This window comes from Plantibacter sp. VKM Ac-2876 (assembly GCF_015350715.1).
GTDB lineage: Bacteria > Actinomycetota > Actinomycetes > Actinomycetales > Microbacteriaceae > Plantibacter > Plantibacter auratus.
Genome location: NZ_JADKSI010000001.1, coordinates 982990 through 1005624, shown reverse-complemented (window position 1 = coordinate 1005624; position 22635 = coordinate 982990). Strand labels below are relative to the sequence as shown.

The following is a 22635-nucleotide window of genomic DNA, read 5'->3' as shown; positions in this document are numbered from 1 at the left end:
ATCCGATAAACGAACGCCGGCCGCCCGGAAGTGGAGCTTTGGCACAGTCGTGGGATTCTGAGCAGGATGAGCGTGAATGCTGGGCCCGCGGAGCGGTTCGAGGCCGCGGGGGGCGACGTCGACGACGCGCGCGAGCTCTACCGCGAGGCGTACCGGATCGGCGGGATGACCGTCGAGCCGACGGCCGCCGACTTCCGATACCGCTTCACCTCCATCGGCGACGCCGACCTCTCGCTGCGTGCATCGCAGGTCGAGGGCCGCATCACGGGCGCTTCCTTCACCCAGGACGAGTACGTGGTGTCGTGGCTCACGCGCGGTGAGGGTGTCCTCGACCTGCTCGGCTCGCCGATGAAGCTGCACCAGGGCGCACCATCGATGTTCGCGAATGATCGGCCCTCGCAGTTCGACCTGATCGATTATCGGCTCAACATGATGCACTTCGGCGGTGCCTACCTGGAGGGCGTCGCGGCGGAGACCGAGGGGTCGGTGGGTCCGATCCGGTTCGACACGACGTTCCGTCCGTCCGGCGACGCCCTGCGGCGCTGGACCGAGACGGTGGCGACCGTCGCCCGGGTGGTCTACGACGACGGGAGTTCCGCGGTCCTGCGCGCCGAGGCGAACCGAGCGGCCGCGGTCACGCTGCTCGAGGTCTTCCCGCATCTCGCCCTCCAGCCGCGGATCGACCTGGCGGTGTCGGCGGCCGGCAAGACCCGCGCCGCGGTCGAGTTCATGGTCGCGAACGCCCACCGGCCTCTGGGCACCGACGAGGTCGCCGCTGCCGCGGGGATCAGCCTGCGCAGTCTGCAGGCGGCGTTCCGCCGCGAGTACGACGTCACCGCCACCGACTACCTGCGGTCGATCCGGCTCGATCGCGTCCGACAGGAGTTGCGGGACGCGGAACCGGGCCTCGCGACGGTCGCCGAGGTCGCCAGGCGGTGGGGGTTCACCCACCTCGGGCGGTTCGCCGCGTCGTACACGAGCCGCTTCGGTGAGTATCCGAGTGTCACCCTCGCGTCGAGCCGCGGCGGAACCCACAAGCGTTCCCTAGGCTGAGGCCATGACGCGATCCACGGTGAACGACCCGCACGCTCCGAAGCCCGTCGGGCCGTATTCGCACGCCGCGGTCGCCCCGACCGGAGCGCTGTACCTGTCCGGGCAGACGCCCATCGAGCCGGTCACCGGAGCCCTCGTCGACGGTGATGTCGCCGAGCAGACCCGCCGGGTGTTCGCCAACCTCGAGTCGGTGCTGACGGCCGCCGGTCGTGGGTTCGGCGACGTGGTCAAGGTGAACGTCTACCTCGTCGACATGGCCGACTTCGCGTCGATGAACAGCGTCTACGAGACGGTCTTCTCGGCGCCCTATCCTGCGCGCACCACAGTCGCGGTCGTCGGGCTGCCGCTCGGCGCGCGCGTCGAGATCGAACTGGTCGCCTGAGGACCACGCGAGGGGCGGCCCTACTTGTCCCAGGCCGCGGTCGGCGGCAGGCAGCGCGCTGTGCGCTCCTCGTTCAGCAGCTCTTCGATGAGCGGGGACTTCGCCGCCGTGTAGGCGCGGCCGTCGTCGGTCCTGGCGAGCTCCAGCTTGAGCTCCTGGTAGCGGCGCCGAGCGGATGCGTCGTGCAGCAGCTTGTCCCGGAACAGCCGCTGGTTGCAGTGCTCCCACGCGTCTGATCCGAACACGTGGAGGATGTGCGTGCGACGGACTCCCTCCGAACGGACGTACACGGCATGCGTCTTCGGTCCGGCGGCGTTCGGCTCGTACCCGAGCCCGGCCAGGAGCGGGCCGAGGGCGAACGGGTCGCCGGCTGCCGTCGCTCTCGCGGCGAGGTCGATGATCGGCTTGGCGACGAGGCCCGGGACGGCGGTGCTCCCGATGTGCTCGATCGCGTCGACGCGTCCGTGGAGGACGTCCGAGAGCCGCGCCGCCTCGTGTCGGAACGCCGCCGCCCACTCCGTCCGGTGCAGGCTCAGCTCGATCATCGGATCGAGCGTACCCCGCGGTCGGTCCCTGGGCGACGGGCCATCCCGGTCCCCGAGCCTGTCGAAGGGCTGGGCGACGGCGGGGATCAGTCCGTGGGCGGCGGGGCGGTCGACTCGCGCATGATGAGCGTGGTCGCGAGGTCGGTGATGGTCGGGACGTCGGTGCCCCCGAGGTGCGCGAAGAGGGTCTGCACGGCGTAGGAGCCGGAGGCGATGTGCGGGCTGCGGATCGACGTGAGTGCCGGTGTCGTGAAGTCCGAACCGAAGATGTCGTCGAAGCCGATGAGGCTCAGCTGGGTGGGCATCTCGACACCACGTGAGCGCAGCTCCAGCATGATGCCGATGGCCAGGAGGTCGTTGTACGCGAGGACCGCGGTGGCACCCGTCTCGAGCACGGCCGTGGCCGCCGCCCTGCCCGCGGCCATGTCGGGCTGCGTCGACGGCACCCGCACCGTCTCGATGCCGCGCTCCGTGCACAACGCGCGCGTGCGGTCCCAACGATGGCGGGACATCCACGAGCGCGACGGCCCGGAGACGAACGCGAGGCGGCGGTGCCCGAGGGCTGCGAGATGGTCGATCGCCTCGGTGAGGCCGGGGTCGACGTCGGCGACGATGCTGTCGACGTCGTCGACCTGACGGTTGATCACGACGACGGGCTTCTCCTGGCCCAGCGCGCGCACGTCGTCGGGCAGGAGCCTCGAGGTCGCGAGGATGAGACCGTCGACCGACGGCATGAGCCGCCTGGCGGTCAGCAGCTCCATCTCCGCCGACTCCTTGAACTCCGCGAGCACGAGCGTGTAGTTGCGCTCGGCGGCCTCGCGCTCCGCACCGCGGACGACGTCGAAGAACATCGGGTTCGTGATGTCGGCGACGATGAGGCCGAGCGTGCCGGTGCGCCCGGTGGGGAGCGCCCGGGCGGCGGGGTTCGCCACGTAGTTGAGCTGTTTGGCGGCGTCGTGGATCTTCTGCGCCGTCTTCTCGTTGATGCGGCCGGGGCGGCTCAGCGCCCGCGACACGGTCGACGGGTTGACGCCGGCGAGCCGCGCGATGTCGTAGATCGTCGCGGCGCGTTTCGTCTTCACGACCCCGGCCGTGGGTTCGGGCGTCCCGGGCTCGGGAGCGACCATCTCGGCGGATGCGTCAGAGGTGCTCATGGGGCTCGCTCCTCTCGATCGCCGCCCTCGGCGACCTGAGCCATCGTACTGCCGCGGCCTCCGCGGGATGGCTCAGGCCGGCCTGGTCAGCGGGTCGCGACATCGAGCGCGTGGCTGGCCCACTCGTACGACAGGCGGTGCGACTCGTAGACGCTCTCGACGCTCGGGAAGTCGACCTCGATCATGTAGTCGCCGTCGTAGTCCGCGGGCATCGCCGCGACGATCGCGTCGAAGTCGAGCACGCCGAGCCCGGGTTCCGCCCACAGCCGCTTCGTCTGCGACGTCTCGTGGTAGTTCAGCGCGCCGTCCGCCGCGCCGTCGAGGTGATCGGCGTAGACGTCCTTGATGTGGATGCCGCCGACGCGGTCGCGGTAGTCGGTGATCATGGCGACCGGGTCCGCTCCCGCCCAGCGGAGGTGTCCGGTGTCGGGCCCGAACCCGATGAGGTCCGGTCCGAGGGTGTCGAGCAGACTGCGGATCTCGTGCTCGGTCTCGAAGACACCACCGACGTGCGAATGGTGCAGGGGGCGGATCCCCTCGGCGAGCAGGACCTCGCAGGTCCGGCCGGCGTTCTCGATGGCCAGGTCGAGACGCTCCTGGGAGAAGTCGGCGCCGATCGCCGGCGTCGCCATGCGCGCCGGGATCGCCATCGAGGAGATCATCGTGCGGTCGAGTCCGAGGGAGGCCTGCGCCGCCCCGAACGCCTTCGCCGCCTCGAGGACCTCGGCCAGGACGACCGTCTCGTCGAACGCGCTGCTGAACAGGCTGAGCGATGGTGCGAGGCCGTAGCCGCCGATCCACGTGCGGTACTCGTCCGCGGTCATGCCCTCGGGGATGTCGGCCTTCACCGCGGTGAACCCGATGCGCTGGAAGTCGGCGAAGGCCTCCTCGAACACCTCGCGGGTCTTGCCGCGGGCACTCCAGTACGGGATGGGGTTCGCCGCCACCCGGTTCGTCCGCTGCGCGCTCATCGGGCCACCGCCGCAACGGCGTCGAGCCGGACCGGCTGGCCCGTGCGTGCGGATTCGTAGAGCCCGGTGATGATCGAGATCGCCTGGCGGTTCTCGGCCAGCGTCACGCGGAGCGGCTCCTCCCCGCGGATCGCGGCGAGCACGTTCCGGTACTGGTGCAGGTGCGCGTCCGACATCTGTCCGGCGACGCTCGAGCCCGCCTGCGTCTCGTCGGCGAATTGCGCCGCCTGGTTCGTGTCCTTGCCCTGCGAGCCGAAGAAGGCCTCTGCGCGCTCCATCCCCGCGGGGGTGGAGTGGAAGTACGTCAGCTGGTCGTTCTCGATGACCGCCGAGCCGCGGTCGCCGTGGACCTGCAGCCGCGCGACGAGGCCCGGGTAGACGGCCGTCGAGCCGTGGATGACACCGAGCGCGCCGGATGCGAAGCGGACGACACCGACCGCGACGTCCTCGGTCTCGATGCGCTCGTGGGCGAGGAGCGCGGTGTAGCCGAAGACCTCGACGGGGCGTCCGAGGAGCGCGACCAGCAGGTCGACCGTGTGCACGCCCTGGTTCATGAGCGCGCCGCCGCCGTCGAGCGCCCAGGTGCCGCGCCAGTCGCCGGAGTCGTAGTAGCTCTGCCCGCGCCACCAGTCGACCGAGGCGATGCCCGAGGTGATGCGCCCGAGGTCTCCGCGCTCGGCTGCGGCGAGGACGATCTCCGTGGAGGGGTCGAAGCGGTGCTGGGAGATGACGGTCACGACGGTACCGGCGCGCTCCTGCGCGGCGATGATGTCGTCCGTCCGCGAGACGGTGACGTCGGCCGGCTTCTCGATGATGACGTGCTTGCCGGCCTCCAGTGCTTCGATGGCGAGGTCGGCGTGCAGACCGGTGGGGGTGCAGACGACGACGATGTCGGGGTCGGTCTGCGCCAGCGCCTCCGCGAGGGTCGTGAACGCCCGTCCGCCGCGCTCGGCGACGAGGGCCTCCGCCTTCGCGAGCTCCGGGTCGGCGACGGCGACGAGTTCCAACTCGTCGCGCAGCTGGTCGATGACGATGCCGTGCTGCTTCGAGATGATGCCGGCGCCGGCGATGGCGATGCGGTGCGGTCGGGACATGCGGGGGTTCGCTCCAGTTCTGTGCGTGGGGTGGGTCGGTGTCCGTGCCGGCTCAGGCGAGCTGGCGGAGGTGCGCGAGGGCGGCTTCGAGCTCCGGTTCGAAGTCCTCGAAGAGGCACTCGACGGTGATGGGGCCGTCGTAGCCGCCGTCACGCAGGGCCGTGATGAACTCGGTGAGCGGCCAGTCGCCCTGGCCGGGCGGCCGTCGTCCGGCGTCGGCGATGTGGGCGTGTCCGATGCGGGCGCCCAGGGCCTGGACGACGGCGAGTGGCTCCTCCTCCAGCATGATGTGGAAGAGGTCGGCGACGACGGGCACGCGGTCGATCCCGAACTCGTCGAGGAAGGCGACCGTCTCCTCGAGCGAGTTGAGCAGGTTCGTCTCGTCCCGGTTCAACGGCTCGAGGACGATCTGCAGTCCGTTCCGCTCCGCCGTGTCGCGCGTCTCGACGACGACCTCTGCGAACCTCGCACGGGCGGCCGCGACGTCCACCCCGGCGGGGATGGTGCGCGCCGTCCCGCTTCCGAACACGATCTTCGCGCCGGGCTCCGAGACCGAACCGATGATCGGCATGACGGCGTCGAGGTACGCCGTGACGCGTTCCGCCGGGAAGCCGGGGTCGGCGAGCGACAGGTCGCCGGGGAACAGGATGGCGAACGAGCCGCGTCGGACGCTCGCGTCGTAGTCGGGATGGCGCGTCCACCCGGCTCCGTCGGCGACGACGAGGTTGCCGACGATGGTCGGTTCGGCGTAGTCGGCTCCGGACGCGAACGCACCGGGGATGCGTTCGGAGGGGACGATCACGCCGTACCCGGTGAGCGGGTGCCGCTGGGTGGTCGGGTTCGTGTCGGACATGTGGTTCCGTTCCGTCGTCGGTGGAATGGTCATCGCTACTTCAGGCTCCCCGAGATGAGGTCGAGGCGCCAGAACCGCTGGAGGACGAGCACGAAGATCACCACGGGGATGACGGCGACGAGCGCCCCGGCGATGGCGACCGAGTAGAGCACCGGTTCGCTACCGCCACGGTTGAGCATGAGGAACATGGCGACCGTGATGGGCGACAGCTCCGACTTCGACTGCATGATGTACGGCAGCAGGAAGTTGTTCCAGGCGCCGATGAACTGCAACAGGAACACGGTCACGAGACCGGGGAAGAGCAGCGGGAGTCCGATCGAGACGAAGGTGCGTCCCTCGTTCGACCCGTCCACCCGAGCCGCCTCGAGGAGTTCCTGCGGCACCGAGCCTCGCGCGAACACGTAGGAGAGGTAGATCCCGAACGGGGTGATCGAGATCGGGATGAGCACCGCCCAGTAGGTGTTTGTGAGGTTCAGCTGCGCGAAGAGCATGTACTGCGGGATCGCGAGCGTGATCGTCGGGAGCAGCACGCCGGCGAGCAGTCCGACCATGACGGCCTTCTTGCCCGGGAACCGGTAGAGCGCGAGCGCGTAGCCGGCGGCGGCCGAGACGGCGGTCGACAGGAGAGCGCCGCCGATCGAGTAGATGAAGCTGTTGCCCAACCAGCGCGCGAAGGAGCCGTTCTCGTAGGCGAACAGGTCGGTCATGTTGTCGACGAGGCTCGACCCGAAGGTGAACGCGCTTGTGGAGAACAGCTCGCCGGTGCTCTTGGTGGCGGCGAACACGACCCACACCATCGGGAGCAGGAAGTAGAGGACGGCGATCAGGAGGACGATCGTCGGGAGGATCCCGCCGAGCTTGTGGACGAGGCTGACGGATTCCTTCGGCTTGCGGATGCGGCCGCGATCGGCGCGGACGACGGTCTCGCGAGCGCGACGGTCCTCCTCCGCGTGTTCCGCGGTGCGTGCGGTGGTGGTCATGCGTTCCTCCGAGCTGCGAGGCGTTGCCCGCCGAGCACCAGGAGCGACAGCAGCACCGTGGCGAGGGCGAGGATGATGGATGCCGCCGACGCCGAGTTGAGGTCGTCGTGGGCGAAGGCGTCCCGGTACACCCGCATCAGCGGGAAGTAGGTCGAGCTGATGGCCGGGGTGAGGCTCGAGAGCATCTGCGGCTCGCTGTACACCTGGAGGGCGCCGATGATCGAGAAGAGCCCGGTGAGGATCGTGGCCGGCACGATGTGCGGCAGCTTGATGTACCAGGCGATGCGCGGTTCGTTGCAGCCGTCGATCCTGGCGGCGTCGATCTGCTCCTTCGGCAGCGACTGCAGTGAGGTGTACAGGATGATCGTGTTGAAGCCGATCCCGCCCCACAGCACGACGTTGATGATCGCCGTCATGACGAGGTCGCCGCGCAGCAGCGTCGGGAACTGCAGGCCGAAGGTCTCGGCGAGCTGGTAGATCGGGCTGATCTCTGGCACGTACAGGAAGCCCCACATGAGTGCTGCGATGACGCTCGGCACGCCGTACGGCAGGAAGATCGCCATCCGGCTGAAGGCACGGAGGCGGGCTCTCGGGAGGTCGAGCAGCAGCGCGAACAGCATCGCCGTGAGCATCATGATCGGCACGAGGAAGAGTGCATACACGGCGAGGTTGCCGAGGCTCGTCCAGAACGTCGGGTCCTGGAGCACCTTGGTGTAGTTGCCGAGGCCGACGAACACCTCCTCGCGCACGCCGTAGGCGCTCGCGCCGGCCGCGGTGCCCATGAGGCTGAGGCCCCCGGAGTACACGATCGGGATGACGAACACGAAGACGAACAGGACCACCGCGGGGGCGATGAGCACCCAGGCGAACAGGTGGTGCGGGCGGGTCAGCGAGACGCGCCGTCTGGTGGGGACCGCGGTCGGATCGTCCTCCGTCCGACCGCGGTACCGCTCGATGGTCGGCGCGGTCATCAGCCCGCCAGGTCCTTCTCGACGATGTCCTGCACCTTCGGGAGCACGTCGGCCCACGGGCTCGTCCCCTCGATGGCGTTGCCGAGCTCGTCGGTGATGGCGGTGAAGGCCACCTGCGTGTTCGGGCCCCACTGCACGGTGACGAGCTTCGACGCCGCTTCCGTGGCGCTCGGCCAGTAGGTGGTGTCCTCGGGCATGAGCTCCGGCGGCGTGCGGTCGATCTCCTGGCCGTGCAGGGCACCGGTGAACTTGTTGACCTCGACGAGCCCCTCGGCGCCCTCATCGGACGCGTTCAGCCAGGTGATGAACTCGAGCGCCTGATCGTAGTGCGGGCTCTCCTTGAGGATGACGTTGGCCGAACCGCCGCGGGCGAAGACCCGCGGATCGGCGGCGTCCCACTGCGGGATCTGCGCGGCCGACCAGAGCCCGACCGTGTCGGGGTACTGGTTGAGCAGCGGACCGGGAGCCCAGGCGCCGGCGATCGTGCCGAGCACCCGGCCACTCGCGGTCGCCTCGATCTGCTCGGGGCTGCCGGTCTGGTAGGTGCTCACGAGATCGTCCTCGACCATGCCCTGCCAGAAGTCCAGGACCTCCTGCGTCTCGGCGCTGTCGATGTCGACACCCCATTGCTCGTCGGAGTAGTCCCACCACTGGGCGCCGTTCTGCAGGGCGAGCCCCATGAACTGGTCGGCGTCGATCGAGCTGAAGTTGAAGAGGTAGCGGTCACCGTCGAGGGTGCGGACCTGCTCCGCGAGGGCCCGGAAGTCGTCCCAGCTCGCGGCCGGGGTGAGGCCGTACTGCGCGAAGAGGTCGTTCCGGTAGACGAAGAGCGCCGGTCCGAGATCCTGCGGGACGCCGTAGACCGTGTCGTCGAAGGACACGCTCTCGAGCACCGTGGGGGAGTAGGCCTCCTCGAGGTCCTGCTTCGCGCTGTCGAGTGGGGCGAGGACGCCGGCCGACACGTAGGTCGGCAACTGCGTGTACTCGGCCTGCGCGATGTCGGGGCCGTCACCGGCACGTACCGCGCTCAGGACGCGGACCGGCATGTCCGCTCCGCTCGCGGGTTGTGAGATGTTGACCTGGATGTCGGGGTTGGCCTGGTTCCACACCTCGACGCGCTTGTCGATGTTCGAGCCCCAGGCCCAGAACTCGAGCGTCACCGGGCCGTCGGCCGAGTCGTCGCCACCCGGTCCCGAGCACGCGGTCAGTGCGAGGGCGAGGATTCCCGCGGTCGCGATTCCGATACGAACGCTGTTTGCCACTGCAATCTCCTTTGATAGCGGGGTCTGCTCCTCGCGTCGCTGAAGCGTTTCAGTGGTGCTGGACCACGACGGTTCCGGGCGGAAGCGGGATCAGTCTCGCAGACGGTCGTCGTTCTGGCAAGCGATTGCCAGAACGGAGTGGCAATCGGTTGACAGACCGCGGTCCCCCGGTTTCAATGGAGGCGTGCCAATGACGCTGCAGAACGATCCAGACCGCCTCCTCCCCGCCGACCCGGGGACGCGCGACGTCGCCAGGGCGCTCTACCGGTCGGTCGAGGCCCTGCCGATCATCTCGCCGCACGGACACGTGGATCCGGCCATCCTCGTCGAGGACACCCCGTTCGCGAACGCTACCGAGCTGTTCCTCCGGCACGACCACTACGTCACCCGCCTGCTGCACGCCGCCGGGTTCTCCCTCGCGGACGTCGGCGTGCCCGACCTCGCGGAGGGTGGTGCCGTCGCCGCGCCGAGGGACGCCTGGCGACGGTTCTGCGAACACTGGCACCTGTACGCCGGCACCGCCTCCGGGTACTGGCTGAGCTCGATCCTCGGTGAGCAGTTCGGTGTCACGGAGCAGCCGGACGGAGCGAACGCCGACCGGCTCTTCGACACGATCCACGAGGCGCTCCAAGCGCCGGCGTTCCGTCCGCGTGCGCTGTTCGACCGCTTCCGCATCGAGGTGCTCGCGACCACCGACGACCCGATGGACGACCTCGCTGCGCATGCCGCCCTCGCGGCGGACCCAACCTTCAGCGGGCGCGTCCTGCCGACCTTCCGGCCCGACGCGTACCTCGATCCGGCGAAGGCCGGGTGGGCGGAGCGGGTCGCTTCGCTCGCCGCCTGGAACGGGACGCCGGAGGGCAGCTACCGCGGCTACCTCGACGCGCTCGCCGGGCGCCGTCGCCACTTCATCGAACACGGGGCGGTGTCGGCCGACCACGGTGTCCCGCAGCCCCTCACGCTCGAACTCGAGGAGGCGGATGCCGCAGCACTGTTCGACCGGGCGCTGTCGGGGACCGCCGACGCCGCCGACCTCGAACGGTTCGCCGCGCACATGCTGTTCGAGAGCGCGCGGATGAGCGTCGAGGACGGCCTCGTCATGACGGTGCACCCCGGCGTCCACCGCAACCACCACGCGCCGACGCTCGCCCGCTTCGGGCCGGACACTGGGCACGACCTCCCGGTCCGCACCGACTACGTCCGCCCCCTGCGCCCGTTGCTGGAGCGGTTCGGCACGGCTCCGGGGTTCCACCTCGTCCTCTTCAGCGTCGACGAGACGAGCTACTCGCGGGAGATCGCACCGCTCGCCGGATTCTACCCGAGTGTCTTCGTCGGCGCACCGTGGTGGTTCCTCGACGCGCCCGACGCCGTCCTGCGCTTCCGGTCCGCCGTGACGGAGACGGCCGGGTTCTCACGCGGATCGGGCTTCATCGACGACACCCGGGCGTTCCTCTCGATACCCGCCCGACACGACATGTCCCGACGCCTCGACGCGTCCTTCCTCGCGCGACTCGTGCGGGAGGGGCGCATCGACGAGGCGACGGCCGAACGCATCATCCTCGACCTCGTCGTCGACCAGCCGCGACGGGTGTTCAAGCTGTGAGCACCGTGACGGACGTGGCCGGTGCCGCCGCAGGGCCGGGGGAGGATGCGGTCCCGCGTCTGACCCGAGCGCGGCTGCCCGAGTTCCCATCGGCGCCGGTCCGGATCGTCCACCTCGGACTCGGCGCCTTCCACCGCGCCCATCAGGCCTGGTACACCCAGCTCGCCGACCCCGATCACGAGTGGGGCATCGCCGCCTTCACCGGCCGGAGTCCGCAGGCCGCAGTCGACCTGGACGCTCAGGACTGCCTCTACACGGTCGTCGAGCGCTCGGCGGACGGCGACTCGGCCACGATCGTCGGTTCGATCGTCGAAGCGAGGGACGGCGCCGACGTGGCACGGCTCCACGACCTCCTCGCCGCCGAGACGACGGCCATCGTCACGCTCACCGTCACCGAGTCCGGGTACCGGCTCGATGCCGAGGGGAGGCCGGACACGTCGGATCCGACGGTCGAGCACGACATCGCTCTGCTGTCGGACGCCTTGGACGGCGGGGCGGAACTCCGCGATGCCCGACCGACGACGACGCTCGGCAGACTGCTCCTCGGCCTCGAAGCCCGTCGTCGCGCCGGGGCCGGTCCGATCGCGATCGTGCCGTGCGACAACATCGCTGACGGCGGAGCGCTCGTCCGTCGCGCGATGCTCGCCCTCGCCGACCGGGTCCACCCGGAGACCGCTCGGTGGATCGCCGACGAGGTCTCGTTCGTCTCGTCCTCGGTCGACCGCATCACGCCGCGTCCCACGCCTGCCGACGAAGCGACGGCCGCGACGCTCACCGGGTTCGCCGATGCCGCTCCCGTCGTCACCGAGCCCTTCACCGACTGGGTGCTGAGCGGCGACTTCCCCGCCGGGCGACCGGCGTGGGAGTCGGCGGGTGCCTGGTTCGTCGGCGACCTCGAGCCCTACGAGCAACGCAAACTGCGGCTGCTGAACGGCGCCCACAGCCTCCTCGCCTATGCGGGCCCGCTGCGCGGTCATGCGACGGTCGCCGAGGCGGTCGGCGACGATCAGTGCCGGGCCTGGGTCGAGGAGTACTGGGACGAGACGGAGCGCCACCTGCCGGACGACCTCGGGCTGACGGCGTATCGCACCGCGCTCCTGGAGCGCTTCGACAACGCGCGCATCGAGCATCGGCTGCAGCAGATCGCGCTCGAGGGGGTCACCAAGCTGCGCGTGCGGATCGTGTCGACCCTCCTCGCGGAACGGGCCGCCGGTCGGCCGGGAACCGGGTCCCTGCGCGTGATCGCCGCGTGGGCGGCGGCCGTCCAGGGCGACGACCGCCCGGGCGACGCGAGCGGTGCCGCCGTCGCCGAGGCGCTCCGGTTCCAGGGTCGGGAGCGGACCGCGGCGCTCGTACGCCTGATCGATCCCCGCCTCCTCGACTCGGAGCCGGATGACGGTTCCGCGCTCGTCACCGAGCTGGAGCACTTGGTCGACGAGCTGACCGGACGCCCACGGAACCCCTGACACCCGCCACTGCAGCCGACCCGCAGTCCGTCGGAACCACCTCGGCCACATCGGCCGCAACGCACGAAGGAGTAGCACCCATGAACATCGACAAGGCCGAGGTCATCGTCACGAGTCCCGACCGGAACTTCGTGACGTTGAAGCTCACGACCGACGACGGCCTCACCGGCCTGGGCGATGCGACGCTGAACGGGCGCGAGCTCGCGGTGGTGGCGTATCTGACCGAGCACGTCGTGCCGCTGCTGCTCGGGCGCGATGCGTCGCGGATCGAGGACACCTGGCAGTTCCTGTACCGCTCGGCGTACTGGCGGCGGGGTCCCGTGACGATGGCGGCGATCGCGGCGGTCGACATGGCGCTGTGGGACATCAAGGGCAAGGCTGCGGGCATGCCGGTGTACCAGTTGCTGGGCGGGGCGTCCCGGACGGGGCTCCTCGCCTACGGGCACGCGTCGGGGAAGACGAACGAGGAGCTGTTCGACAGCGTGCGCGAGCACCAGGCGCAGGGCTACAAGGCCATCCGTATCCAGACGGCGGTGCCGGGTCTGAAGTCGATCTACGGCATCGCCTCCAACGCGACGTTCGAGGGCAACACCGGTGTCCGGTACGACCACGAGCCGGCGCAGCGCGGTGGCCTGCCGAACGAGGAGGACTGGGACACCCGGTCGTACCTGCGTCACCTGCCGACGGTGTTCGAGGCGGTGCGGAACGAGTTCGGTCCGGAGCTGCCGTTGCTGCACGACGGGCACCACCGGATGACGCCGATCCAGGCCGCGAAGCTCGGCAAGAGCCTCGAACCCTACGACCTGTTCTGGCTCGAGGACTGCACGCCGGCGGAGAACCCGGAGGCGTTGCGTCTCGTGCGGCAGCACACCACGACGCCGCTGGCGATCGGTGAGATCTTCAACACGGTGTGGGACTACCAGCAGATCATCCGCGAGCAGCTCATCGACTACGTCCGCAGTGCGGTCACGCACACCGGCGGGATCACGCATCTGAAGAAGGTCCTCGACTACGCCTCGCAATACCAGATCAAGTCGGGCATGCACGGGCCGACGGACATCTCGCCGGTCGGGATGGCGGCCGCGATGCACCTGGGCTTGTCGATCCACAACTTCGGCATCCAGGAGTACATGAAGCACGGCGAGAAGACCGACGCGGTGTTCCAGCAGTCCTACACCTGGGAGAACGGCATGCTGCACCCGGGAGAAGCACCGGGGCTCGGTGTCGAGTTGGACGTCGACGAGGCGGGGAAGTACCCGTACCAGCGCGCCTACCTGCCCTACAACCGTCTCGCCGACGGCACCGTCCACGACTGGTGATCGCTGCGGCCAGCGCGGTGCGCTGACCCGACCGCGCCCCTGTGGCGTGAGTGCGCCCCTCCGGAGGCCCGCGCTCACGTCACAGCGGCGCGCTCAGGAAACGTGTCGGAGCCAGGTCACCCCGCGAGGAGGGCGACGCCGATCACGACGACGGTCGCCGCGGCGATCCGGCGCACGGGTCGGCCCTCGCGGAGCACGAGCGCACCGAACAGGCTGACGAGGATGACGCTCACCTCGCGCATCGGTGCGACGAGCGCGACCGGTGCCATGGTGATGGCGACGAGCACGAGGATGTACGACATCGGCGAGAGCACTCCGAAGGCGAGGATGCGCGGCCAGTGTGCGCGCAGGACCGCCGGCAGCTCGCGTGCCCGGTGCCCGAGCGATCCCGAGAACAGGACGACCTCGACCGCGGTGCAGCCGACCATGTACGCGACGGGCGAGGCGCCCCACGTGCGGACGGCGTGCGCGTCCCAGATCGTGTAGGCCGCGATCGCGACCCCGGTGAGGAGCCCGAATGCGACTGCGGGGTCGATGCGTCGTCGCGTGGCGCGCACCTCGACGGCGACCGGTGACGGGTCGCTCCCGCGGTCGACGAACCCGATCGCGACGACGCCGACGACGATCGCAGCGACGCCGAGGAGCGCGAGCAGCGATGGGCGCTCGCCGAGGACGAGGACCGCGATGATCACGCTGATCGTCGGGCCGGTGCCGCGCGCCGTGGCGTAGACGGTGGAGAGGCGTCCGCTGGCGTAGCCGCGTTGCAGCACGAGCATGTAGACGTAGTGCAGCACGGCGGAGACGACGACGCCGATGGTGAAGCCGGTGAGGTCGCCCGTACCGAGCCCGCCCGTGAACGGGACGACGATCGCCCACAACACGGTGCTCGCCACCGCGCCCCACCAGAGGAAGGGCATGCCGATCCGGCTGACGCCGTGGGCGATGATGTTCCACGCCGCGTGGCAGACCGCGGCGGCGAGGACGATGGTGACGGCGAGCAGAGACACGTGAGACCCTTCCGATCCTCGCGGGCGCGACGATCAGGGTCCTCCGGGCTTTTGTCCTGTCAGATGACGGTCGCCGGCTGGCCGCCGACCGTGGCGCCGCTCGGACCAGTCGAGCTGTCGCTCCGGAACCCTAGGCGCTATCGCGCACCACGCTACCAGCCTCCGGCGAGGTGTGTTCGTTCGCCCGAAGATGAGCGAACGAACACTCGCTCGCCCGAACTTGGGCGAACGGACGTGCGTCAGTCGACGATGGCGATGGCGTCGATCTCGACGAGCATCTCCTCGCGGGGGAGGCCCGTGAAGACCGTGGTGCGCGACGGCAGGACGCCACCCTTGACGCGCGAGCCGACGAACTCGCCGTAGGCGTCGTTCATGGTCGCGAAGTCCTCGCGCTTCGTGAGGTAGACGCGCAGCATCATGACGTCGTCGAAGGTCGCGCCGCCGGCCGCGAGGATCGCCTCGACGTTCTGGAGCGTGCGGGTGGTCTGCGCGGCGACGTCGCCCGGGAACAGGTACTCGTTCGTCGCGGGGTCGACGGGGCCCTGGCCGGAGACCTGGACGAAGTTGCCCTTGCGGACGCCCTGGGAGAAGGTGTGCGCGGGAGCCGGGGCGTCGGTGGTGGAGATGGCGGTGCGTTCGGTCATGGGGGTGTGTCCTTCGGTTGATGGCCCTTCGACAAGCTCAGGGACCGGATGGTGGGGCTCAGGGGCCGGGGGAGGTAGTCAGGGACCGGGGTTGGTGGGGGCTCAGGAACGGGACGGACGGGAGGTCAGGCGGTGGCGGGGGCCTCAGCGGGCGCCGGCGGCGCGTAGCCGAGTTCGGCGGAGATCGCGGTGGTCGCGGCGAGGAGCTGCGGCAGGAGCGCCCGGACGCCGCTGTGGGGGAGCACCATCGTCGGGACCGAGATCGACACCGCCGCGGTGACCCGGCCGTCGGGCCCGAAGACCGGCGCGGCCACGCAGTTCATGAAGCTCTCGTGCTCCTCGTGGTCCTCGGCCCATCCGCGTTCGGTCGAACGCTCGATCTCGGCGAGCAGGGCGTCGGCGTCGGTGATGGTCTTGTCGGTGTACCGCTCGAACACGATGCCCGTGACGACGCGTCGACGCTCCGCCTCGTCGAGTCCGCCGAGGAGGACCTTCGCGACCCCCGTCGCGTACAGGGAGGCGGGCAGGCCGACGCGCGAGTACATGCGGAGGGGCTGACGGGACTCGACCTTGTCGATGTAGAAGACGGAGCCGCCCTCATAGGCGGCGAGGTGCACCGTCTGGCCTGTGGCCGCTCCGAGCGCCCGGATGTGCGGAGCGGCGACGCCGCGGACGTCCTGGTCGTCGAGCGCGGTCTGGGTCAGCTCGAACATCGCCCGCCCGAGGTGGTACCGGAACGACGCGTCGCGCGTGACGAAGTCGTGCTCCTCGAGCGTGTTGAGCAGGCGCAGCACCGTGGTCTTGTGCACGCCGGCCGTCGCCGCGAGCGCGTCGAGGGAGTTGGTGCCCGAGACGATCTCGCGGAGGAGGTCGAGCGCGCGGGACAGCGATTGACTCATGCGTCGATCATCCCGTGCGCTCCGACGGTGGTCCACGGCAGCGGGTGGTCCGCGGTGATGCGCCACGACGCCCACTCCTCATCGGCCGCCTCGACGATGGTGCTGACGCCCTGCGCGTCGGGTACGAGCTCGGGGCGGTCGCCGTGGCAGATGAGCGTCGACGCCGCGACCGCGTGGCCGAGCCGCGTGCAGGCGGTGTCGGAGCGACCCGAGGCCAGCCCGGCGAGGTAGCCGGCGGCGAACGCGTCTCCGGCGCCGACCGTCTCGACGACGTCGACCGACAACGACCGCACTTCGATGCCCGCCTCGGAGCCGCGGTGGAGGGTGGTCGCGGCGTTCTCCTCGTCCTTGAGCACGATGCGCTGCAGGGTCGGCAGCTCGGCGAAGAGGCGGGCGGCGTCCGTGTGGCCGAAGAACAGCTCAGCTTCGTCGACGCCGAGGAACAGGACGGACGCCTGGTCGAGGAGGCGGTGCAGCGGGGCGGTCGAGCGACGCTCCCAGAGTCGCGGCCGGAAGTTGAGGTCGACGCTCAGGACGGTGTCTCGGGGGAGTGCGTCGCCCAGCTCGCCCACGAGCAGCGCGGTCGAGTCGGAGAGGGCCGGGGTGATGCCGGAGGTGTGCACGATGGCCGAGGCGGTGATGGCCGCCCGGGTCGCCTCATGTCGCAGGGTGTCGGCGCCGAGCTGCGACGCGGCGGACTCGCTGCGGTAGTAGTGCATCCGCGGCCGACGGTCGCCGTCGGCGCTCACGACCGTCTCCTTGACGTAGAGGCCGGTGGGTCGGTGGTCGTCGCGTTCGACGGCGTCGGTGAGGACGCCGTCGTGCCGGGCAGTCTCGAGGATGTAGTCGCCGAACCCGTCGTCGCCGAGGCGCGAGATCCAGTGGGTGGGGACGCCCAGGCGCGCGAGGCTGGAGGCGACGTTGAACTCGGCACCCCCGACGCCCGTCCGGTATTCGCGGGCTTCGGCTACCGGGAGCTGGCCCTCGGGCAGGAGGACGACCATCGCTTCGCCGATCGTGCTCACGGTGGACGGTGACGTCGTCATCACGGTTCCCCTCGCGTCTCGGCCGGGTCCGGTTGACGGCCTGTGGACGCAATGCTAGAACAGACGTAGCGCCGGATGCAATGTACGTTGCAATATGCGCAACGCCGGATGCTCACGACGTCGGCGGGTGCAGCGCTCGATCGCGAAACGAGGAGACGATGACGGACGAGTTCGATGCCGGCGCGCTGGGCGTGCTCGACGGCAGCCTCAAGGGCTTCCCGCCGGCGTCCGTCGGAACCGACGCCGCCACGTTCCTCGCCGGTCGACCGGCGCTCGCCGACTTCACGACGCCGCTCGTCACGCTCGACCGCTCGGCGGTCACCGACAACGTCGAGACCATGCGGCAGTGGTGCGACCGCGCAGGGGTGGGCCTCGCACCGCACGGCAAGACGACGATGAACCGAGCCCTATGGCAGCGTCAGCTCGACGCGGGTGCCTGGGGCATCACCGTCGCGACCCCGTGGCAGCTCTCCGTCGCGCTCGACTGGTCGATCCCCCGCGTGATGCTCGCCAACGCCCTCGTGCAGCCCGAACACCTGCGCGCCGTCGCGCGGTCCCTCGACAGCGGCGACGCCGAGATCGTCGTGTGGGCCGACTCCGTCCGCGCGGTGCAGATCATGTCGCGCGTGCTGGCTGAGCAGCCGCCCCGTCGCCCCCTCCACGTGCTCGTGGAACTCGGTGCGCCGGGCGGCCGCACCGGAGCCCGAGACCGGGCCACCGCGCTCGAGATCGCCGAGGCCGTCGTCGCCTCGCCCGAGCTCGCGCTCGCCGGCGTCAGCGGCTACGAGGGGGCCCTCGCGCACCACGGCGACGACGGTTCGCTGCAGATCGTCCGCGACTACCTGGAGTCGCTCGCAGCTCTCCACGACGAGCTCCTCGCAGGCGGCCGGTACGACGAACGTGTCCGGACGCTCATCGTGACCGCCGGGGGCAGCGCCTACTTCGACGTGGTCGCCGAGGTCCTCGCCGGACTGCGCGACCTCGACGGTGCTCACGGACGCGCCGTCGACGTGCTGCTGCGCTCCGGCGCGTACGTCACCCACGACGACGGCTTCTACCGCGGGATCACCCCGCTCGGCCGCCACGAGGGTACCGGCGACTTCCGCTCCGCGATCCACGGCTGGGCGACGATCGTCTCCCGCCCCGAGCCCGGCCTCGCGCTCGTCGACGGCGGCAAGCGCGACTTCCCCTTCGACGAGGGGCTTCCCGAGGTGCAGGGCGTCCGCCGCGCCGGATCCGCCACCGTCGAACCGCTCCCGGGCGCGACGACCACGGCCATGAACGATCAGCACACCTTCGTCTCCCTGCCGCCCGGTAGCGACGTCGAGGTCGGCGACGTCATCCGCCTGGGCCTCTCGCACCCGTGCACCACCTTCGACAAGTGGCGCGCCCTCGTGGTCATCGACGACGTCCGTCTCGCCGAACCGAGCGCCGTCGACGCCGTCACCACCACCTTCGGCTGAGCCGAACCGAACAGGAGCCCCGCATGACGATCGAGACCCCTCCCTCGACGCCGCACGCCCTCGACGCCCTGTACGCCGACCGCGCCATCGCCGTCGTCCGCGTACCCGTCATCCCCGACCCGGTCGAACTCTGTCGGGCGCTCGCCGCGGGCGGGATCCGCAGTGTCGAGTTCACCTTCACCACGCCGGGCGTCGAAGCCCTGATCCGTGCCGCGGCCGACGCGATCGGCGACCACGGGGCCGTGATCGGCGCGGGGACGGTCGTGGATCGCGACACCGCGCAGCGCGCCATCGACAGCGGTGCGCAGTTCCTGGTCACGCCCGGTCTGAGCGAGGAGGTGGCCGAGGTCGCCACCGCCGCCGGCATCCCGTTCCTGCTCGGTGCGATGACGCCGAGCGAGGTCATGCGCGCCGCGTCGCTCGGTTCCCACGCGGTGAAGATCTTCCCGGCCGCCGCCATGGGGTCCGGCTTCCTCAAGGACCTCAAGGGTCCGTTCCCGGGTCTCCGGCTCGTGCCGTCGGGCGGACTGCACGCCGGCAACGCGCGGGAGTACATCCAGGCCGGCGCGGCTGCCGTGACAGCGGGGTCGAGCGTGGTCGGCGCCGCCGACGTCGCCGCCGCCGACTGGGCCGGGGTCACCGAGCGTGCGACCGCCTTCACCACGGCGGCCCTCCTGCCGTGACATCGCGACCGACGGACGGAGCGCGCGCGGTGGTCATCCGCGGCGCTCGCATCGTCGACGGCACCGGCGGACCGAGCGTGCACGGGTCGCTCCTCATCGACGGGGGCCGCATCATCGCGATCGGGGCGTCCGCCGAGGCCGACGCACCCGCTGACGCCCTGATCATCGACGCCGACGGTCTCGTCGCGTCGCCAGGCTTCATCGACATGCACGCCCACTCCGACCTCGCCGTCCTCCGCGACCACGAGCACCTCGCCAAGGTCTCGCAGGGCGTCACCACGGAGGTCCTCGGACAGGACGGGCTCTCCTACGCCCCGACGGACGACCGCACCATGGCGATCGTCCGGCAGCAGATCGCCGGCTGGAACGGGCAACCCGACGACGTCGACTTCGCGTGGCGGACCGTCGGCGAGTACCTCGACCGGGTCGACCGCGGGGCCGCGCTGAACGTCGCCTACCTGGTGCCGCAGGGCTCCGTCCGGATGCTCGTGGTCGGCACCGAGAATCGGGCTGCGACCGCTGACGAGATCGCTCGCATGCAGGAGCTCGTCGCGGCGGGTCTGCGGGAGGGGGCCGTCGGCATGTCCTCCGGGCTCACCTACGTGCCCGGCATGTTCGCCGACACCGAGGAGCTCGTCGCGCTGTGCCGCACCGTCGCGGAGCACGGCGGCTTCTACGCACCCCACCAGCGCTCGTACGGCAAGGGTGCACTCGAGGCCTACGCGGAGATGATCGACATCAGTCGTCGTTCCGGCTGCGCGCTGCACCTCACGCACGCGACGATGAACTTCGGCGTCAACGCCGGCCGGGCCGCCGAGCTCGTGGCCCTCATCGACGCCGCCATCGCGGACGGGGTCGACATCACGCTCGACACCTACCCGTACCTCCCGGGGTCCACGACGCTGTCGGCGTTGCTGCCGAGCTGGGCGGCGGTCGGCGGGCCGGACGCGACGATCGAGCGTCTGGGCGACGACGACGTCCGTGCGCGGATCCGATACGAGCTCGAGGTGCTCGGGACGGACGGCTGTCACGGTGTCGTCACCGACTGGGCCACGATCGAGATCTCCGGCGTCGCGAACCCCGAGCTCGCCGGCTTCGTCGGGCGGACCGTCGCCGACATCGCCGCCGAGGATGCGGGACACGCGTGGTCGGGCGACCCGACGGCCCTGTTCTTCGCGCTGCTCGAAGCCGACCGGCTCGCGACCGGCATCCTCCAGCACGTCGGCGACGAGGCCAACGTCCGCACGATGATGGTGCACCCGGCCCACACGGGCGGGAGCGACGGGATCCTCATCGGCGCGAAGCCACACCCGCGTGCCTGGGGCACGTTCCCGCGCTACCTCGGCCACTACGTCCGCGAAGAGGGGGTGCTCGGGCTCGAAGACGCCGTCGCTCACCTCACCTCGCGCCCGGCCGCACGTCTCGGTCTCAGCGACCGCGGCGTGCTCCGCGTCGGAGCCGTCGCCGACGTCGTCCTCTTCGACCCCGCGACCATCGCCGACCGCGCGACGTTCGCCGAGCCCCGGCAGCAGGCCGCCGGCATCCCGTGGGTCTTCGTGAACGGTGCCGCCGTCATCGCCGACGGTCGACGCACCGACGCCGTCCCCGGTCGTTCGCTCCGCCGACGCCCGGCCTGATCGCTTCCCCTTCCTCACCGCCGACACAGAAGGTCCTCCCATGCCCATCACCGCCCTCGCGCGCAGCGTCGTCGTCGCCGCACCAGCCCCGAGCGATCCCATCGGATGGCTGCAGCAGACCACCCCCGGCCTGCTCATCCTCTGCGCCGTCGCCATCGCGGTGCTGCTGTTCCTCATCATCCGGGTGAAGCTCGAACCGTTCATCTCGCTCTTCATCGTCGGCATCGGCCTGGCGCTCGCGACGGGGACGAGCATCTACCAGATCGTCGGCGTGGCCGTGCCGGACCCCTTCGACGACGAGCAGATCAAGCCGGGGGCGTCGCTCCTCGAGACCGGCTTCGGCGGCATCCTCGGGCACATCACGATCATCATCGGTCTCGGCACCGTGCTCGGCGCGATCCTCGAGCGCTCCGGCGGTGCTGACGTCCTCATCCGGAAGCTGCTCGGTCGATTCGGGGAACGCGGCGCTCCGATCGCGATGGGGCTCACCGGTCTCATCTTCGGCATCCCCGTGTTCTTCGACGTCGGCATCTTCGTCCTCGCGCCCCTCGTCTACATCACCGCGCGTCGCGGCGGGAAGTCGCTCGTGCTCTACGCGCTCCCGATGCTCGCCGGCCTCTCGATGACGCACGCGTTCCTGCCGCCGCACCCGGGACCGACGGCGCTCGCCGGCACCTTCGAGGTCGGGCTCGGCTGGCTCATCCTCATGGGCTTCCTCTGCGGCATCCCCGCCTTCATCGCGTCGGGCATCGCCTGGCCGCTCTGGATCGGGAAGCGCGTCATGGTCTCGGTTCCCGAGGAGTACGTGCTGGAGCCCGAGGACGACGCCCCCGAGCGCAAGGACGTCTCGCTCTGGAGCGTCGGTCTCATCATCATCACGCCGATCCTGCTGATCCTCGCCGCCACCTTCGGTGCCCTCGCCCTGCCGAACGGCCCGGTCCTCGAAGCGCTCACGCTCATCGGCAACCCGGCGGTCGCGCTCACGATCGCCGTCTGCCTCGCGTACTACGTGCTGGGGGTGCGGCGCGGCATGACGCTCGCCGAGCTGGGCGAGCTCTCCGGTCAGTCGCTCCGGCCGATCGGCATGATCCTGCTCGTCGTCGGTGCGGGTGCGTTCTTCGGCGCGGTCATCTCGGCGACGGGTGTTGGCGCGGCACTGGCCGAGGTGCTCGGTTCGCTCGGCCTGCCGATCATCGTGTCCGCGTACCTCATCAGCTCCGGCCTCCGCATCGCGCAGGGCTCGGCGACCGCGGCCATCGTGATCACGGCGGGGATCCTGCAGCCGGTCGTGCTCGCGGGTGACTACTCCCAGCCGCAGCTGGCGCTCATCGGCATCGCGATCGCCGCGGGTTCGATCACGCTCTCGCACGTCAACGACGGTGGGTTCTGGATCATCGCGAAGTACTTCAACATGTCGGTGAAGCAGACGCTCGCGACCTGGACCGTGCTCGAGACGATCCTCTCGGTCGTCGGCTTCGGGATGGTCGCCCTCATCTGGCTGTTCGTCTAGCCCGAGTCATGACCGTCGGTCCAGTGCCTTTCTCAGGAGTGTCAGGGCGTGTCGGTGCCTGGTGAAGCCGGCGCGCCGGAGGACTCCTGAGAA

Annotated in this window: 21 protein-coding genes; 9 read left to right on the top strand and 12 right to left on the bottom strand. The window is 70.3% G+C overall.

What is annotated here, in order from left to right:
• Window positions 1–66 precede the first annotated feature (66 nt).
• Together ITJ62_RS04815 and ITJ62_RS04810 are read left to right on the top strand one after the other, a co-directional pair.
• Window positions 67–1053, top strand: coding sequence for a helix-turn-helix transcriptional regulator (locus tag ITJ62_RS04815; protein ID WP_194599903.1), 987 nt, complete (start codon window positions 67–69; stop codon window positions 1051–1053).
• 4 nt (window positions 1054–1057) lie between these two features.
• Window positions 1058–1435, top strand: a complete 378-nt coding sequence (locus ITJ62_RS04810) for a Rid family detoxifying hydrolase (RefSeq protein WP_194599902.1) — start codon at window positions 1058–1060, stop codon at window positions 1433–1435.
• Window positions 1436–1455: 20 nt separating this feature from the next.
• On the opposite strand, the gene ITJ62_RS04805 is transcribed toward ITJ62_RS04810, so the two are convergent.
• The 8 genes from ITJ62_RS04805 to ITJ62_RS04770 form a co-directional block, all read right to left on the bottom strand.
• Window positions 1456–1980 carry a GrpB family protein gene (locus ITJ62_RS04805; protein WP_194599901.1) on the bottom strand — a complete coding sequence of 175 codons (525 nt, stop codon included), beginning with the start codon at window positions 1978–1980 and terminating at the stop codon, window positions 1456–1458.
• 86 nt (window positions 1981–2066) lie between these two features.
• A complete protein-coding gene (locus ITJ62_RS04800) occupies window positions 2067–3134 on the bottom strand; it encodes a LacI family DNA-binding transcriptional regulator (RefSeq protein WP_228497817.1) in 1068 nt (355 codons plus the stop codon).
• A gap of 86 nt (window positions 3135–3220) precedes the next feature.
• Window positions 3221–4105, bottom strand: coding sequence for a sugar phosphate isomerase/epimerase (locus ITJ62_RS04795; protein ID WP_194599900.1), 885 nt, complete (start codon window positions 4103–4105; stop codon window positions 3221–3223).
• On the bottom strand, window positions 4102–5199 hold the full coding sequence (locus tag ITJ62_RS04790; RefSeq protein ID WP_194599899.1) for a Gfo/Idh/MocA family protein: 1098 nt from the start codon (window positions 5197–5199) through the stop codon (window positions 4102–4104). The genes ITJ62_RS04795 and ITJ62_RS04790 overlap by 4 nt, the downstream gene beginning before the upstream one ends.
• Window positions 5200–5251: 52 nt before the next feature.
• Window positions 5252–6052: a sugar phosphate isomerase/epimerase gene (locus ITJ62_RS04785; RefSeq protein WP_194599898.1), complete on the bottom strand. Its 801-nt coding sequence runs from the start codon at window positions 6050–6052 to the stop codon at window positions 5252–5254.
• Between the two features lie 35 nt (window positions 6053–6087).
• Window positions 6088–7032, bottom strand: coding sequence for a carbohydrate ABC transporter permease (locus tag ITJ62_RS04780; RefSeq protein WP_194599897.1), 945 nt, complete (start codon window positions 7030–7032; stop codon window positions 6088–6090).
• Window positions 7029–8003: a carbohydrate ABC transporter permease gene (locus ITJ62_RS04775; protein ID WP_194599896.1), complete on the bottom strand. Its 975-nt coding sequence runs from the start codon at window positions 8001–8003 to the stop codon at window positions 7029–7031. Before ITJ62_RS04775 ends, ITJ62_RS04780 begins: the two co-directional genes overlap by 4 nt.
• Window positions 8003–9265: an ABC transporter substrate-binding protein gene (locus tag ITJ62_RS04770; RefSeq protein WP_168223364.1), complete on the bottom strand. Its 1263-nt coding sequence runs from the start codon at window positions 9263–9265 to the stop codon at window positions 8003–8005. The genes ITJ62_RS04775 and ITJ62_RS04770 overlap by 1 nt, the downstream gene beginning before the upstream one ends.
• A gap of 190 nt (window positions 9266–9455) precedes the next feature.
• Between ITJ62_RS04770 and uxaC the strand changes: the two genes are divergently transcribed.
• The 3 genes from uxaC to manD all read left to right on the top strand — a co-directional run bounded on the left by uxaC (window position 9456) and on the right by manD (window position 13653).
• Window positions 9456–10868 carry a glucuronate isomerase gene (gene uxaC, locus ITJ62_RS04765; RefSeq protein ID WP_194599895.1) on the top strand — a complete coding sequence of 471 codons (1413 nt, stop codon included), beginning with the start codon at window positions 9456–9458 and terminating at the stop codon, window positions 10866–10868.
• Window positions 10865–12334: a mannitol dehydrogenase family protein gene (locus ITJ62_RS04760; protein WP_370581819.1), complete on the top strand. Its 1470-nt coding sequence runs from the start codon at window positions 10865–10867 to the stop codon at window positions 12332–12334. Before uxaC ends, ITJ62_RS04760 begins: the two co-directional genes overlap by 4 nt.
• Window positions 12335–12414: 80 nt before the next feature.
• On the top strand, window positions 12415–13653 hold the full coding sequence (gene manD, locus ITJ62_RS04755; protein ID WP_194599894.1) for a D-mannonate dehydratase ManD: 1239 nt from the start codon (window positions 12415–12417) through the stop codon (window positions 13651–13653).
• Window positions 13654–13769: 116 nt separating this feature from the next.
• Here manD and ITJ62_RS04750 read toward each other — a convergent pair whose 3' ends face one another.
• The 4 genes from ITJ62_RS04750 to ITJ62_RS04735 all read right to left on the bottom strand — a co-directional run bounded on the left by ITJ62_RS04750 (window position 13770) and on the right by ITJ62_RS04735 (window position 17249).
• Window positions 13770–14660 (bottom strand): EamA family transporter, encoded by an 891-nt coding sequence (locus tag ITJ62_RS04750; protein ID WP_194599893.1) that lies wholly within the window; start codon window positions 14658–14660, stop codon window positions 13770–13772.
• A 239-nt stretch (window positions 14661–14899) separates the two neighbouring features.
• Window positions 14900–15304: a RidA family protein gene (locus ITJ62_RS04745; RefSeq protein WP_194599892.1), complete on the bottom strand. Its 405-nt coding sequence runs from the start codon at window positions 15302–15304 to the stop codon at window positions 14900–14902.
• A gap of 125 nt (window positions 15305–15429) precedes the next feature.
• A complete protein-coding gene (locus ITJ62_RS04740; protein ID WP_194599891.1) occupies window positions 15430–16203 on the bottom strand; it encodes an IclR family transcriptional regulator in 774 nt (257 codons plus the stop codon).
• Window positions 16200–17249, bottom strand: a complete 1050-nt coding sequence (locus tag ITJ62_RS04735) for a sugar kinase (RefSeq protein WP_194599890.1) — start codon at window positions 17247–17249, stop codon at window positions 16200–16202. The genes ITJ62_RS04740 and ITJ62_RS04735 overlap by 4 nt, the downstream gene beginning before the upstream one ends.
• Before the next feature lie 158 nt (window positions 17250–17407).
• On the opposite strand from ITJ62_RS04735, the gene ITJ62_RS04730 reads away from it, so the two are divergent.
• From ITJ62_RS04730 to ITJ62_RS04715, 4 genes are read left to right on the top strand one after another with little or no spacing between them, the layout of a single operon-like run.
• Window positions 17408–18712 carry an amino acid deaminase gene (locus tag ITJ62_RS04730; RefSeq protein WP_194599889.1) on the top strand — a complete coding sequence of 435 codons (1305 nt, stop codon included), beginning with the start codon at window positions 17408–17410 and terminating at the stop codon, window positions 18710–18712.
• Window positions 18713–18735: 23 nt separating this feature from the next.
• Window positions 18736–19395, top strand: a complete 660-nt coding sequence (locus tag ITJ62_RS04725; protein WP_194599888.1) for a bifunctional 4-hydroxy-2-oxoglutarate aldolase/2-dehydro-3-deoxy-phosphogluconate aldolase — start codon at window positions 18736–18738, stop codon at window positions 19393–19395.
• Entirely contained in the window at window positions 19392–21032 is a 1641-nt protein-coding gene (locus ITJ62_RS04720) for a D-aminoacylase (RefSeq protein ID WP_194599887.1), read from the top strand. The genes ITJ62_RS04725 and ITJ62_RS04720 overlap by 4 nt, the downstream gene beginning before the upstream one ends.
• A 40-nt stretch (window positions 21033–21072) precedes the next feature.
• Window positions 21073–22542 (top strand): GntP family permease, encoded by a 1470-nt coding sequence (locus ITJ62_RS04715; protein ID WP_194599886.1) that lies wholly within the window; start codon window positions 21073–21075, stop codon window positions 22540–22542.
• Window positions 22543–22635: the final 93 nt, after the last annotated feature.

What these genes read in the sequence shown, in the direction of transcription:
- ITJ62_RS04800 (WP_228497817.1), bottom strand. Translation starts at nt 3,134, where the DNA reads ATGAGCACCTCTGACGCATCCGCCGAGATGGTCGCTCCCGAGCCCGGG.
- ITJ62_RS04715 (WP_194599886.1), top strand. Translation starts at nt 21,073, where the DNA reads ATGCCCATCACCGCCCTCGCGCGCAGCGTCGTCGTCGCCGCACCAGCC.
- ITJ62_RS04785 (WP_194599898.1), bottom strand. Translation starts at nt 6,052, where the DNA reads ATGTCCGACACGAACCCGACCACCCAGCGGCACCCGCTCACCGGGTAC.
- manD (WP_194599894.1), top strand. Translation starts at nt 12,415, where the DNA reads ATGAACATCGACAAGGCCGAGGTCATCGTCACGAGTCCCGACCGGAAC.
- ITJ62_RS04790 (WP_194599899.1), bottom strand. Translation starts at nt 5,199, where the DNA reads ATGTCCCGACCGCACCGCATCGCCATCGCCGGCGCCGGCATCATCTCG.
- ITJ62_RS04815 (WP_194599903.1), top strand. Translation starts at nt 67, where the DNA reads ATGAGCGTGAATGCTGGGCCCGCGGAGCGGTTCGAGGCCGCGGGGGGC.
- ITJ62_RS04780 (WP_194599897.1), bottom strand. Translation starts at nt 7,032, where the DNA reads ATGACCACCACCGCACGCACCGCGGAACACGCGGAGGAGGACCGTCGC.
- ITJ62_RS04810 (WP_194599902.1), top strand. Translation starts at nt 1,058, where the DNA reads ATGACGCGATCCACGGTGAACGACCCGCACGCTCCGAAGCCCGTCGGG.
- ITJ62_RS04805 (WP_194599901.1), bottom strand. Translation starts at nt 1,980, where the DNA reads ATGATCGAGCTGAGCCTGCACCGGACGGAGTGGGCGGCGGCGTTCCGA.
- ITJ62_RS04795 (WP_194599900.1), bottom strand. Translation starts at nt 4,105, where the DNA reads ATGAGCGCGCAGCGGACGAACCGGGTGGCGGCGAACCCCATCCCGTAC.
- ITJ62_RS04735 (WP_194599890.1), bottom strand. Translation starts at nt 17,249, where the DNA reads ATGACGACGTCACCGTCCACCGTGAGCACGATCGGCGAAGCGATGGTC.
- ITJ62_RS04740 (WP_194599891.1), bottom strand. Translation starts at nt 16,203, where the DNA reads ATGAGTCAATCGCTGTCCCGCGCGCTCGACCTCCTCCGCGAGATCGTC.
- ITJ62_RS04730 (WP_194599889.1), top strand. Translation starts at nt 17,408, where the DNA reads ATGACGGACGAGTTCGATGCCGGCGCGCTGGGCGTGCTCGACGGCAGC.
- ITJ62_RS04725 (WP_194599888.1), top strand. Translation starts at nt 18,736, where the DNA reads ATGACGATCGAGACCCCTCCCTCGACGCCGCACGCCCTCGACGCCCTG.
- ITJ62_RS04745 (WP_194599892.1), bottom strand. Translation starts at nt 15,304, where the DNA reads ATGACCGAACGCACCGCCATCTCCACCACCGACGCCCCGGCTCCCGCG.
- ITJ62_RS04775 (WP_194599896.1), bottom strand. Translation starts at nt 8,003, where the DNA reads ATGACCGCGCCGACCATCGAGCGGTACCGCGGTCGGACGGAGGACGAT.
- uxaC (WP_194599895.1), top strand. Translation starts at nt 9,456, where the DNA reads ATGACGCTGCAGAACGATCCAGACCGCCTCCTCCCCGCCGACCCGGGG.